Source organism: Exiguobacterium sp. SH3S1 (genome assembly GCF_004337105.1).
Classification (GTDB): Bacteria; Bacillota; Bacilli; order Exiguobacteriales; family Exiguobacteriaceae; genus Exiguobacterium; species Exiguobacterium aurantiacum_A.
Genome location: NZ_SJUW01000001.1, coordinates 272,480 through 286,099 on the forward strand (window position 1 = coordinate 272,480; position 13,620 = coordinate 286,099).

Sequence of the window (13,620 nt, forward strand, 5' to 3'; positions counted from 1 at the left end):
TGCCAAACAGAAGCTTCTTAAATGATTTCACAACAATCCCCACTTTCTCCCAAAATGATGTGCAATGGTTTCTATATAGTGAGTGCGATTACCAAAGTGCCGTCAATACCAGCGCGACAATCCACACGACTAAATAAATTAATGAATAAAAGAACATTTTGTTAGCCCACTTGATCTCATCTTCGGCTTTAAACCCTTTCAAACCGAGATATAACCAGTAGCCCCCAAGACCGGCCGCAATGATCACGTAGACCGTACCGTAATGCATAAACAAGAGCGATGCTGGAATGAGCGTCGCAATCCACCAAATGATTTGCCGCTTGGTGATCGCGAAGCCGTTTACAACGGGCAGCATCGGAATGCCTGCCGCCCGGTATTCCTCGACGCGTCGCATCGCGAGCGCGAGGAAGTGTGGCGGTTGCCACAAGAACATGACGAGGAACATGAGCCAGGCGTCGATATGAAGCGCCGGGTCAATCGCGGCCCATCCGATCAGCGGTGGAACCGCTCCGGAGATACTGCCGACGACCGTGTTCAACGTATGTGTCCGTTTTAGCCACATCGTATAAATAACGACATAAAAAAATGCCCCGATTAAACCGAAGACTGCTGCTACGTACGACACGATCAATAAAAGTAATGTCCCGACCGCAAGTTGCGTAAGTCCGAGAAGTAAAATGCGCTCCCCTGAAATTTTACCGGTGACACTCGGTCGATTGTCTGTACGTCCCATCAAGTAGTCGATATCACGGTCCACGAAGTTGTTTAGGTAACAACTCCCGGAAATGACGAGTGCGCTTCCTAACATCGTTAATAAGAGCTGTGGCCAAACTTCAAACAAATAAAGCACTGGCGTGTCACTCTGGTATGTTGTTGCCACAAAGAAACCGGCGAACACTAACAAAAGGTTAGCGCGTACGATTCCCATTTTTGCCAAAGCAACATAGTCACGGAACGAGGCGGCGGATTCTGTATAGTCTACTTCTGCCACTGTTCCCGGGTTGACTTTTGTCATGCTGACCCCCCCACATAATCACGAAATACTCGTATTCTTTTCACAGAAAAAACACAATATGAACAAAGTACACCTAACTCATTACAAAGATACCATATTTCCAAAAAGAATACGTCGTTTATGCTTGTAAAATAGCGAGTTTTTTATGGCGGACGTGTGATAATTGTCACAGTAAAATTCCTGTACCAATACTAGGATAACGATTTTGATAGCGATTGCAAGCTTTTCCATTTCGTTTTTCCGGACTAAAGCCGTATAATAAGTATGGCGAAAAAAATAAAAACATACAAGGCACAATTCTAGTGATTTTTCTCAAAAAGCAGGTGGAAACGAATGCATAAAAAACTCGCACTATTCTCAAGCCTTGTCACCCTCGGTATGATGCTCGTCTTGATCATGGGCGGTACTGTTACGAAAACCGACTCAGGTGACGGCTGCGGGGCAGACTGGCCGCTCTGTCACGGGAAACTGATCCCGACGAACCCGAGCGTCGAGACGATGATCGAATACAGTCACCGTGTCGTTTCAGGGATTGAGGGACTCCTCATCATCGCCTTGACGATTTGGACGTTCACGGTCGTCAAAAATCGATTCGATGTCAAAGTGTTCGCGTTCCTCGCGTTTATTTTCATGTTGATCCAATCGATCATCGGCGCCGGAGCCGTCATCTGGCAACAGTCGGACGCGATTCTTGCGCTCCATTTCGGGATCTCGCTCGTCTCGTTCGCCTCGCTGCTCATCTTGACGATTCTTTTATTCGAAGGTGAACGGGTACACAAAGCCGTGTCCGAAAAATTAAAGATTCACTTGTACGGGTTGACGATTTACACGATGGTCGTCGTCTACACAGGAGCTTACGTCAGACACCTCGGTGCGACATACGCTTGTGTCGGTTGGCCGATCTGTGAGCAAAACGTGTGGACGTTCGAATCATACGTTCAAATGGGCCATCGCATCATGGCGGCACTTCTCGTCTTCTACACGCTCTACGTCCTCTATTTGGCCCGACGCGAAACGAACCGTCTCGTCGAACGGGGCATGTGGGCCTCACTATTCTTCATCATGCTTCAAGTCGGCACGGGTGCATGGATCGTCCTTGGCGGCCACGCCACATACGTACCGCTCTTGCACGCTTTCTTGATCACGTGCTACTTCGGAATCATCTCGTACTTGGCGTACCATGCGTATCGAAGCACCAATCGAGCGGTAGACGCAGCTCGAAAAGAAACGGTCTGACGAATCAAACCAAATCACGAATCACAAAAAGGAGCGGGCGACCGCTCCTTTTTGTATGCCTATCTGTCACTGCGCGTCCTTGAACCGCTCGAGCGCCCGTGCACGCGCCGCCTTATGATCGACGATCGGTTCGATATAACCGTCCCGATCTGACGGGTCAGGAAAGTGGATCGCTTTCCTGTCAACGTCAGCCAACTCGGTTACATATTTGCGGATAAACGTCCCGTCCGCGTCGAACTTCTCCGACTGGATCGTCGGATTAAAGATCCGGAAATACGGCACGGCGTCCGTTCCGACCGAAGCTGCCCATTGCCATCCGCCGATGTTCGAGGCCGCCTCGTAGTCGATCAACTTCCGTTCGAAGTAGCGCTCGCCTTTGCGCCAGTCGATCAACAGATGTTTCGTCAAAAACGAAGCGACGATCATCCGGAGCCGGTTGTGCATCCAGCCGGTCTCGTTCAATTGACGCATCGCCGCGTCGACGATCGGATACCCGGTCTCGCCACGGCACCATTTCTCAAACTGGTCGTCATTGTCTTCCCAGTCAAGGTGTTTATATTTGTCGTTGAACGGCCGGTCTTTCAGTCCCGGGAACTGGACCATGATCATATAGTAGAACTCGCGCCACAATAGCTCATCGTAATACGTGTCACGTCCTGTTGACTGCCGCGCCTCGAGGACGGCTGCTGCGACCGTACGAATCGACAACACACCGGTCCGTAAATACGGTGACAGCCGGCTCGTCCCGGCGATCGCCGGGATGTCACGGTCTTCGGCGTAACTCGTCACCCGGTGTTCCACAAAATCGCGTAACCGTTTCATGGCCGCTTCCTCTCCGAGCGCTTTCCACGAACGTTCACACCGGTCAAACTGCTGTTTCAATTCATCAGGTAGTTCATGTTTCTTCGTCGCGAGTTGTTTCAATCGAGCGACGTCGACGTCGTACGGTTGCGGCGGCGTCTCGGCGTACACCGCTTTTTTGAATGGCGTGTACACTTTATACGGAGTACCGTCTTTTTTCGTGAACGCGTTCGGGGCGAATAAATGACGGTCGAGCAAACGGATGACTAACACGTCTCCCCCCAGCGCTTCGATGACCGCATCGTCACGTTGTTTGAACGGCTCGACATACTCAGCGTTAAAATAAAGCGCGTCGAGTCGTCCGAGCTGCTCGACAAACGCTTCCGTTGAGTCGGCAACAATGGTGCGCAGCCCTATCTCTTGATCGGTGAGCTCCTGCATGAACTGCTTCATCGTCGCGAAAAAATAATCGTGTCTCGTCTCGAACGGCTCGCAGTATTTCGGATTGAGCCAAAAGACGAACTCGATGTCATCGTCATCGGCGGCGTCTTTCAAGACCCGGTGTAACATATGGTTGTCACTTAATCGAAAATCTGACCGGAACCAACATACTCGTCTCATCTTCCCCACTCCCTATCTAAAAAAGAAGCATAGCGTGGCTATGCTTCTTTTGATTATACAAATTCAATCAGTAAGTCGTCACTTTGGATTGTGTCGCCTTCTTTAATATGGATCGCTTTAATCTCACCGTCTTGCGCGGCTTGGATCGTCGTCTCCATCTTCATCGCCTCAGTGACGAGAAGTTGTTCCCCACGATGGACCCGGCTTCCTGGTTCGACGAGTACTTTCAAGACCGAACCTGGCATCGAGGCACCGACTTGTTTCGAATTCGAGCGTTCCACTTTCGGTCGGCTCGTCGTCGCCGACTTCACGTTGACGTCTTTAATCTCGATTTCACGCGGTACGCCGTTCATCTCATACGAGACGAGGCGGATCCCGTCTTCGTTCGCAGCGCTCACTTGAACGAGCTTGATGATGAGCGTCTTCCCTGTCTCGATTTCGACTTGGATCGTCTCGCCGACGTTCAATCCATAGAAGAACGTCAACGTGTCAAGCACCGAGACGTCACCGTACGTGTTCGTATGGGTCACGTAGTCCTCGAACACTTTCGGATAAAGCGCGTTCGCGAGCAGTTCAAAGTCCGTCACCGGACGTTCGAGCTTCTCAAACAACTTCGTTTGAGCCGCTTCAAAGTCGTACGGCTTGATCAGTTTACCTGGACGGACCTCGAGCGGCGTCTCACCTTTGAGAATCGCTTGTTGGACGTCTTTCGGGAACCCTCCTGGAGGCGACCCGAGCTCACCGCGCATCATCTCGACGACCGAGTCTGGGAAATCAAGTTGATTTCCTCGTTCGATAACGTCCTGTTCGCTCAAGTTATGTTGAACCATGAAGAGTGCCATGTCCCCTACGACTTTAGACGACGGGGTCACTTTGACGATATCGCCGAACAACATGTTGACGCGGGCGTACATCGACTTCACTTCACTCCAGCGGTCACCAAGACCGACCGCTTTCGCTTGTTGCTGCAAGTTCGAATACTGTCCGCCCGGCATCTCATGCTCATACACCGATGGATTCGATGCACGCATGTCACTTTCGAACGGTTCATAGTTATGACGCACGTCTTGCCAGTAGTCACTGATGACTTCGTAGTGCTTCGCATCGATCTTCGGCTGGCGTTCGTGATGGTCGAGTGCGTAAATCAAACTTCCACCTGAAGGCTGCGACGTCATACCCGACATCGAGCTCGCTGCGACGTCGACGATATCGACGCCCGCATCAGTCGCCCGTGCGTAAGTGAAGATCCCATTCCCCGAAGCGTCGTGCGTGTGCAAATGAATCGGCAAGTCGACGGCGTCTTTCAGTGCCGACACGAGCGCATACGCCGATTCAGGTTTTAAGAGGCCAGCCATATCTTTGATTGCAAGAATATGAGCTCCGCTCGCTTCGAGCTGCTTGGCGAGATCGACGTAGTACGGCAAGTGATACTTCGGACGGTTTCCGTCATACAAGTCACCGGTGTAACAGATTGCCGCTTCTGCGACTTTCCCTGTCGGCAGCGTCGCGTCGATCGCGAGTTTAATCGATTCGATGTTGTTCAAGCTGTCGAAGATACGGAAGATGTCGACACCGGCATAAGCCGCCTCGTGGACGAACTTCTCGATGACGTTGTCGGCATAGTTTTTATACCCGACGGCGTTGGCACCGCGAAGGAGCATTTGAATCAAGACGTTCGGCATTTTCTCACGAAGGCGCATGAGACGTACCCACGGGTCTTCCGAGAGGAAACGGTAGGCGACGTCAAACGTTGCCCCGCCCCACGCCTCGACCGAGAACAGTTCTGGCATGAGTTTACTCGTCGGCTCGGCGATATTCAAGATGTCTTGCGTCCGCATCCGTGTCGCGAGGAGCGACTGGTGGGCGTCTCGCATCGTCGTATCCGTCAAGAGTAGCTCTGGTTGACGTTTGATCCAGTCAGCCAAACCGTCTGGACCGAGTTCTGTCAGGATTTGTTTCGTCCCCGGCTTCGCTTCGGCCGGAAGGTTTTGCGGAATCCGGACCGAGCGGCTGATCGGCTTATCTTTCAAGCCGACACCCGGGAATCCGTTGACGGTGACGTCCCCGATATAGTTGAGGAGTTTCGTCCCCCGGTCTTTCCGTTTCGGGAAGACGAACAGTTCGGGTGTATCATCGATGAACGACGTACTATAGTCCCCGCTAATAAAGTTTTGGTGCTTCATGACGTTGATCAAAAACGGAATGTTCGTCTTGATGCCGCGAATCCGGAACTCGTTCAAGTTACGGACCATCTTCGCTGCCGCTTGTTCGAACGTCATCCCATGCGTCGACAGCTTGACGAGGAGCGAGTCGTAGTACGGCGAGATTTCAGACCCGACGTAGGCGTTCCCGCCGTCGAGACGAACCCCAAAACCGCCTGGCGAACGATAGGCCATGATTTTCCCTGTGTCCGGCATGAAGTTGTTAGCCGGGTCTTCCGACGTGACACGGGATTGGATCGCATAGCCGAGCAGTTTGATATCTTCTTGCTTCGGCATGTGAATCACGTCACCGTGAAGCGACTCGCCTTGGGCGATCATGAGCTGTGTTTGGACGATATCGAACCCGGTAACCATCTCAGTGATCGTATGTTCGACTTGGATCCGTGGGTTGACCTCGATGAAGTAGAACGACTCATCCTCAGTGACGAGGAACTCGACCGTCCCTGCGTTCACATAGCCGACGTGACGCATCACTTGAACCGCCGCGTCACAGATTGCTTGACGAGACGCCTCCGACAACGTCACACACGGTGCGACTTCGACGACTTTCTGGTGACGACGTTGAACCGAGCAGTCACGCTCAAACAAATGGATGATGTTCCCGTGATCATCCCCGAGAATTTGCACCTCGATATGCTTCGGACGTTCAACTAATTTTTCTATGTACACTTCGTCCGAGCCGAACGCTTGCTTCGCCTCTGACTTGGCACGTTCAATCAAATCTTTCATCTCGGCCTCGGTCCGGATGACGCGCATACCGCGTCCGCCGCCGCCCATTGAGGCTTTGACCATGAGCGGGAAACCATGCACGTTCGCAAAGTCGAGCGCGTCTTCGTACGAAGTCAATGGACCGTTCGAGCCTGGAATGACCGGTAGCCCGGCTGCGATCGCGTTTTGACGAGCCCGAACTTTATCTCCGAACGCGTGCAGGTGCGATTCGTCCGGTCCGACGAAGATGATGCCTTCTTCGCGGCAACGACGAGCTAGTTCAATGTTTTCCGATAAGAAACCGTAACCCGGGTGAATCGCGTCACTCCCCGATTGCTTCGCGATTCGAATGACGTCTTCGATGTCGAGATAGGCGTCGATCGGTTTCTTGTTGAGACCGATCAAATACGCTTCATCGGCTTTAAAACGATGTAACGACCCACTATCCTCTTGCGAATAGATGGCGACAGTACGCATTCCTAATTCTGAGGCTGCCCTAAATACACGAATGGCAATCTCTCCACGGTTGGCTACAAGCAATTTGCTAATTGATTTCAACCTAAATCCCCCCATTTTGGAAATCGTTTACATATACATCTTTACCTTACTACATGTAGTGATGCATTTTGAACGTTTTCTTCTGATTTTTCGCGAATTCCCGCGCGGCGTGTCGCCTCTCGGTGACGGTTACGCATCGAGATACTGCTGAGCACACCGAGAATTCCCATCGTCATGATCAGCGACGTGCCGCCGTAACTGACGAGTGGAAGCGTCACACCCGTACCCGGGAACCAGCCCGACATCGCCCCGATATTGATTCCGGTTTGGACCATGATTTGCGCGGCAATCCCGAACGAGACGAACATCGCAAAATGGCTGTCGGTATGGTTGGCGATATTTACTGCCCGGAACGCGATGAAAAAGAGCAACACCAAGACGACGAGGACGCCGATAAAGCCAAGTTCTTCGGCGATGATCGACATGATATAGTCCGTCTCCGGCTCCGGCAAATAGCCATACTTTTGATAACTATTCCCAAGTCCGACGCCGGTCAATCCCCCATGCACGATCGAGATGATCGACATGAGAAGTTGATGCCCGTAGCCTTCTGGGTCCATGAATGGATTGAAGACGACGTTAATCCGACTAACTTGGTTTTCTGTGAAAACAAACGTATACATAGCATAAACAAAACCAATTCCAGCAATAATCACCGGGATGATGATGCGAAGCGGGGCCCCGGCAGCTAACCACATCATGAACATAATTACCCCTAAGACGAACAATCCGCCATGGTCAGGCTGTCCATTTATGACGAAGGCATACGGGAAAAAGTAGAACAAACCCGGGATGATGAAGAAAGCCCCGATTTGGGCGCGTAGCTTTTTCCGTTCGATCGCCGCACGGCCGATTCGGCCCGGCCATCCTGTCAGTTCACGATTCCATAACTGATGGTAGTAGTTGGCGAGCAATAAAATTAACACAAACTTAGCGATCTCGATTGGTTGGATCGTGAAACCGCCGATGATGAGCCAAGCCCGGGCACCGTTCAGCGGAGGCATCGCCCAAGTGACAAACAGTAGAATGACCGAGAGCGCATACAGGCTTCGCAACACGTTCTTTTTGCGGAAGTTTTCATACCGGAACATCGTCGCGATCAAATAGACGACAATCCCGAACCCTGCATAGAACAGTTGACGATAAAACAAGCCGCTGTTCGCGTAATCCCCACGATTCCAAACACTGGCGCTGTAAATCATGATCGAGCTGATCCCAACGAGCAAGAGCACCGCAATGAACAGTGAGAAATCAAAGTACCGAAACCGAGTTTTCATGTTTTCACTTCCTTATGTACAGCAATCCGCAACCCGTTATAAAAAAATACTCAAACAGCGCCGCCTGCACAGTTTGAGTATAAGGTTCATAATTCTGAAGCTTCCGCGAGCGCGGATAACTTTTGTTCCAATGAATCGATCAGTTGCTTGCCTTCGACATCTGAAATAAGTCCAAGCCGGACCGCAAAATCGATTTGGCGCGACAGACCGAACATATGTGTATCAAGTACCTCTTCATAAAGCGGGCACTTCGGCATTTTCAAGTTTTCTAATTGTACCTCAATCAAGCAACGGATTTTTTCAGCATCTGCTTCAAGCAAGTGAAGCGCCTGTTCCCGTTGGACTGCAGCCAAATTTGTCGCCACTACGACCCCTCCTCCGTACAATGACAGACTGTTTGTCATAACTCAACTGTACATTATATTTCATCATAATTCAATGAACAGTCTAGATTCAAAGCGTGTTTCTCGCAGTTTTCCTTTTTGCACGGAAGAGCTGTATAATATACATTGTATCGCTAGTTAAGGGGGAGTATCAATGATTTTTCCGTTAGATGGAGCGGTCCGTCACGCGCTGACGATTGACCCGACCGTATGGATTTTTGACGAACGTAAACGCAAAGTCGACGAACTCGACCAAGCCGTCGAGAATGACTCAGACGCCTACTATGCCAAAATGGGGAAGGCATGGGACGACGGATTGACACTAGGGACGCGCGTCGACCACAATAAACCGATGTCGCGGGCCGACAAAGACGCTGCGCTTCGTGACTCGTTCGCGATGCCGTTCGCACCATTTCTCCAAAACGCCGAGCCGCTCAATACGGCGACGCACGTCAGCTTTTATGGGGAGACGGTATTGACGATCCCACTCGCCGAAGTCGGTTCGATTTATCTTCAGTTTTCACAAGATGGAAAAGTGTTGGCTGACGGACCGGTCTATGCACTCTACAACAACCAAATCATCCGTCAGGTCGACCATATCGTCGTCCGAACGGATGGCTGATGAGAAGGCACTCGCCGTCTCAGGCTGTTGACGAACGCGGTCGCTATAAGCGATCTCGTTCGTCTTTTTTTTGGACTTTTTACTTCACAAAGTGTAACATGTGTGATATCGAAATCTACTCTATGCAGAAAGGTCGTGACGCTTACGATACCTTTATGGAAAAAGAACTTGATCATCGTTTGGATCGGCAGCTTCTTGACGGCTGCCTCGATGAGCCTCGTCTTACCGTTCCTGCCCTTATTTATCGAAGAGCTCGGTGTGACCAACCCTGACCACGTCGTCACCTGGTCCGCCGTCGCTTTCGGCGCCACTTTCCTCGTGGCCGCCATTGTCTCCCCGCTTTGGGGCCGACTCGCTGACCAGAAAGGGCGCAAGCTCATGTTGATTCGGGCGAGCCTCGGAATGGCCGTCGTCATGTTCTTGATCGGCTTCGTGCAAGACGTTTATCAACTCGTCGGTTTACGACTCATCATGGGTGCCGTCTCCGGATTCATCTCGGCCGGCATCACTCTCGTCATCTCACAGACACCAAAAGAGAAAAGCGGCTGGGCGCTCGGCACGTTGTCGACCGGTGGTATCACCGGCGGACTCCTCGGTCCATTGATCGGTGGACTGCTCGCAGACTGGATTGGGCTTCGACCCGTCTTTCTCTTTACCGGTAGCGCACTCTTCGTCACGTTTTTAATCACACTCCTGTTCGTGAAAGAAGATTTCGTCCCGGTGGCGCGCGAGCGACTTGATTCGACAAAGTCGATCATCGCCTCGCTCCGTCATCCCCAACTCATCTTCAGCTTGTTTTTGACGACGTTTTTAATTCAGTTTTCAACGCAGTCAATCGGCCCACTGTTGACACTGTACGTCCGTGAACTGAACCCGTACACGACTTCCCTCGCGTTCATCGCGGGAATCGTCGCTTCAGCGCCGGGGGTGGCCGCCCTCCTGTCCGCACAACATCTCGGACGGCTGTCAGACCGCCACGGGCCGGAACGGATTTTGTTTTGGGCGCTCATCATTTATACCGCGTTCTTGATTCCTCAGGCGTTCGTGACGTCGACGACACAGCTCGTCATGTTGCGTTTCGGCCTTGGTTTCGCGACCGCGGCACTCATGCCGTCTGTGCAGTCACTGCTAAGGAAACATACACCGAGTCACGCGACCGGACGCATTTTTTCTTACAACCAGTCGGCCCAGTTCATGGGCAACCTGCTCGGACCGTTGTTCGGATCCCAAATCGTCGCCCACTTCGGATTCTCCGCTCTCTTCATCATAACCGGTTTGATCATGTTGACGAACGCGTTGCTTGAGAAGGCGAACGTCCAAGTTTTGCTCCACCCAAACACAAAATAGACGTCGAGCGCACGCTCCACGTCTCAGGCTGTTGACGAACCAGGTCGCTAATAGCGATCTGGTTCGTCTTTTTTATGTCTGAAGACCTCGAGGCGCTCTGCCCCACATAAACCGGGCTTTTTCTCTCGACTGTCGAGGCCTCAGAAAAAGACAAATGGCCGCCAGATGGCGACCGTTTGCGTTGCGGCTCCGGGATTGCCTGCAGAAAGCGTGGGCGCCGGAAGACGAGCAATATTATTCATGTTGGTCAACAAGCTGAGACGTCACGCTCACGCTCGACGTCTATTTCTATAGCAAGTCGGCCGCCAACCGGGCGAGCGACGAGCGTTCGCCTTTGATGAGTTGGACGTGACCGAATACGTTTTGCCCTTTGAACCGCTCGACGGCATACGAGAGCCCGTTCGAATATTCATCTAAATACGGATGATCGATCTGATACGGATCGCCGACGAGAACAATCTTCGAATTCTCCCCGACCCGGGTCAAAATCGTCTTGATCTCGTGCTTCGTCAAGTTCTGCGCTTCATCGATGATGATGAACTGGTCCGGCATACTTCGCCCCCGAATATATGTGAGCGCCTCGAGCTGAATCGATTTGATGCCGGCGAGGATATTTCCGAGCTCGTCTTTCGAGTTGGCATTAAACAAGAATTCAAGATTGTCATAGATCGGCTGCATCCATGGACGAAGCTTATCTTCCATCTCACCCGGCAAGTATCCGATGTCGTTGCCCATCGGCACGACCGGACGCGCCACGACGAGCTTGTTGAAGCGACGTTCGTCCTCGACGAGGGCAAGTCCCGCCGCGAGAGCGAGGAGCGTCTTCCCGGTCCCGGCCTTCCCGAGGAGCGTCACGAACGGAATATCGTCGCGAAGCAGTAAATCGAGCGCCATTCGTTGTTGGACGTTCCGCGGATGAATGCCCCAGACGTGCTCGGCGTCGAGCGATAACGGTCGAACGATCGGTTGTAACGGATCGACGACCGCGAGTGCGCTCGCTTTCGAAACGTTACTCTTTAAGATGACAAATGAGTTCGGGTACAGTTGGTTTTTTGAAAAAGCCGACGTCGGTAGCTGGCGAACTTGATAGAATTCATCAATTATCGCCTGATCGACCTCAATCTCGCGATAGCCGGCGTACAGATTCGTCGTGTCGACGATATGGTCTGTCAAATAATCTTCGGCTTCGATGCCGATTGCATCCGCTTTGACACGGACCAGTATATCTTTTGAGACGACCACGACTTTCCGGTTGTGATCATGCTCATACTGTTTCATCAAACCGAGTGCGACCGTCAAAATCCGGTTGTCATTCGTCATGACGTCGAACGGGAAGTCGACTGTATGTTCATGACCGATCTCAACGAAGAGATGGCCGCCATTCTCGAGCGGCACCCCGTCATGAAGTTTGCCGGTCGATCGGAGCTGGTCAAGCACACGCGCCGTTTCTCGGGCGTTACGGCCAAGCTCGTCCATGTTTCGTTTTTTTCCATCGAGTTCTTCTAGGACGATGGCCGGGATGACGACGTCATGCTCATCGAATTGAAAGAGTGAGAGTGGGTCGTGTAGAAGTACGTTCGTATCGAGCACATACGTTTTTTTCATAAGCTTTGCCGCCCCTCGAAAATTGTTGGTGATCAAGAGTTCAAGCTTTCCTTCACTTCTCGGTCCAATTTTTCCGCTGCTTCGATATCGTACGTCTTGACGATGTCCGGTTGCCCGAACGTCGCCCCGTAAAAGGAGATGTTGCGGACTTCTTCGACCGAACCTTTAAAAAAGCGAAGGTGCAGTCCCGGTTTCACAGCCGGTTCAAATTCATGGACGTGCGAGAGCGTCACACTGTAAGCGAGACCGTCCTCTAAAAAGATGAGCCCCGCCGTCTTTTCGCTTGTCAACAGCGTGATGAGATGCGAGTTTTTTGTCAGGGCAAATCGGACTGTCTGTTGATCGGTCGCCTGCACCCAACTGATGGCGTGGGTGATCGGCCACCGCTTCGCTTCATCGAACGCGACGAGAAACGTCAACGGCATCTCGTTTAACGTTTCTTGTTGCGCCCGGGAAAGTTCGAACATTGCTTTACTCGCCATGCACTCCCCTCCTTCTTAAACGGGTATACGAAATGGATTCGCCCTTAATGACTTCTTTCCCTGCTTTTCTATCTGGAAATCATGCTATAATCAACGAAGAGGAAGGTGAGACCATGCGCGTAAAGTGCTCTCTTTGTGATAAAGTCGATACGATTGATTCGTGGTCGTTCGAAGCGAAACGACTTCGCAATAAACCTGCTAAAACGTACATGTGCCAAGAGTGTCATGCACGCATTACGGAACGAACGGCTGAGCGTGCGGCAACAGGCCAATTCCACCTATATCCATCGTTTCGCCAAAAGCGAAGATGGTAACAAAAATGGACGTCCCTTTAACGGGACGTCCATTTTTTAGGTTGGTTCATTGACTTGGTCTTGACGGCGGTTCCACCAGAGCCGGCCCCGATAAATGGCTAGGACGACCGCCATGACGAGCAATACTTCCGGGATTGGCCACGTGAAGAAGACGAGCGCCATCGTCCCCGCTCCGAGCGCGAGAATGATGTAGACGATGAGCGCCTTCCACCACGCGAGTTGTTTGGCAAAACCTAATTTAAAGACGAGCAACGTCAATAAGATGACCGTGATGATCAAGGCGTTAAAGCCGACCGAAAAGTCGTTCGCGTCACTGCCGACACCTAATAGCGAGGCGATCCACGGAACGTCGATTTGGGTAATGTCCATCGTTTGAGAAGCTTTCAAGGCAAATAATCCCCCTTTGTTTCCTACACGTCTATTCTACAC

General features: G+C 51.7%; 12 protein-coding genes. 4 read left to right on the forward strand and 8 right to left on the reverse strand.

All coding sequences use genetic code 11. From position 1 onward, the window contains the following. Nucleotides 1-88: 88 nt before the first annotated feature. Nucleotides 89-1,015, reverse strand: coding sequence for a heme o synthase (gene cyoE, locus EVJ26_RS01420; RefSeq protein WP_071399537.1), 927 nt, complete (start codon nucleotides 1,013-1,015; stop codon nucleotides 89-91). A gap of 333 nt (nucleotides 1,016-1,348) precedes the next feature. Here cyoE and EVJ26_RS01425 point away from each other — a divergent pair, with 333 nt between their 5' ends. Then, nucleotides 1,349-2,251 (forward strand): COX15/CtaA family protein, encoded by a 903-nt coding sequence (locus EVJ26_RS01425; RefSeq protein WP_131456312.1) that lies wholly within the window; start codon nucleotides 1,349-1,351, stop codon nucleotides 2,249-2,251. 66 nt (nucleotides 2,252-2,317) lie between these two features. Here the strand turns inward: EVJ26_RS01425 and EVJ26_RS01430 are convergent, their stop codons facing one another. The 4 genes from EVJ26_RS01430 to EVJ26_RS01445 all read right to left on the reverse strand — a co-directional run bounded on the left by EVJ26_RS01430 (nucleotide 2,318) and on the right by EVJ26_RS01445 (nucleotide 8,803). Beyond that, complete coding sequence (locus EVJ26_RS01430; RefSeq protein ID WP_131469623.1) at nucleotides 2,318-3,673, reverse strand: cryptochrome/photolyase family protein; 1,356 nt, start codon at nucleotides 3,671-3,673, stop codon at nucleotides 2,318-2,320. A 53-nt stretch (nucleotides 3,674-3,726) separates the two neighbouring features. Then, the gene (locus EVJ26_RS01435) at nucleotides 3,727-7,176 is read right to left on the reverse strand and encodes a pyruvate carboxylase (RefSeq protein ID WP_070327582.1); all 3,450 of its coding nucleotides are present in this window, start codon (nucleotides 7,174-7,176) and stop codon (nucleotides 3,727-3,729) included. Nucleotides 7,177-7,202: 26 nt separating this feature from the next. Beyond that, nucleotides 7,203-8,438 carry an FtsW/RodA/SpoVE family cell cycle protein gene (locus tag EVJ26_RS01440; protein ID WP_131456316.1) on the reverse strand — a complete coding sequence of 412 codons (1,236 nt, stop codon included), beginning with the start codon at nucleotides 8,436-8,438 and terminating at the stop codon, nucleotides 7,203-7,205. An 86-nt stretch (nucleotides 8,439-8,524) separates the two neighbouring features. Next, on the reverse strand, nucleotides 8,525-8,803 hold the full coding sequence (locus EVJ26_RS01445) for an Fpa/YlaN family protein (protein WP_070327584.1): 279 nt from the start codon (nucleotides 8,801-8,803) through the stop codon (nucleotides 8,525-8,527). Nucleotides 8,804-8,975: 172 nt separating this feature from the next. Here EVJ26_RS01445 and EVJ26_RS01450 point away from each other — a divergent pair, with 172 nt between their 5' ends. Beyond that, on the forward strand, nucleotides 8,976-9,443 hold the full coding sequence (locus EVJ26_RS01450; RefSeq protein ID WP_070327585.1) for a hypothetical protein: 468 nt from the start codon (nucleotides 8,976-8,978) through the stop codon (nucleotides 9,441-9,443). Nucleotides 9,444-9,590: 147 nt separating this feature from the next. After that, nucleotides 9,591-10,790, forward strand: coding sequence for a multidrug efflux MFS transporter (locus EVJ26_RS01455; RefSeq protein ID WP_131456351.1), 1,200 nt, complete (start codon nucleotides 9,591-9,593; stop codon nucleotides 10,788-10,790). Nucleotides 10,791-11,078: 288 nt separating this feature from the next. Here the strand turns inward: EVJ26_RS01455 and EVJ26_RS01460 are convergent, their stop codons facing one another. Next, on the reverse strand, nucleotides 11,079-12,395 hold the full coding sequence (locus EVJ26_RS01460; RefSeq protein WP_016509526.1) for a PhoH family protein: 1,317 nt from the start codon (nucleotides 12,393-12,395) through the stop codon (nucleotides 11,079-11,081). A 32-nt stretch (nucleotides 12,396-12,427) separates the two neighbouring features. Then, a complete protein-coding gene (locus EVJ26_RS01465; RefSeq protein ID WP_131469624.1) occupies nucleotides 12,428-12,877 on the reverse strand; it encodes a PNPOx family protein in 450 nt (149 codons plus the stop codon). Between the two features lie 113 nt (nucleotides 12,878-12,990). On the opposite strand from EVJ26_RS01465, the gene EVJ26_RS01470 reads away from it, so the two are divergent. After that, nucleotides 12,991-13,191 carry a YlaI family protein gene (locus EVJ26_RS01470; RefSeq protein WP_083273976.1) on the forward strand — a complete coding sequence of 67 codons (201 nt, stop codon included), beginning with the start codon at nucleotides 12,991-12,993 and terminating at the stop codon, nucleotides 13,189-13,191. Between the two features lie 36 nt (nucleotides 13,192-13,227). Here EVJ26_RS01470 and EVJ26_RS01475 read toward each other — a convergent pair whose 3' ends face one another. After that, a complete protein-coding gene (locus EVJ26_RS01475) occupies nucleotides 13,228-13,578 on the reverse strand; it encodes a YlaH-like family protein (RefSeq protein ID WP_236633741.1) in 351 nt (116 codons plus the stop codon). Nucleotides 13,579-13,620: the final 42 nt, after the last annotated feature.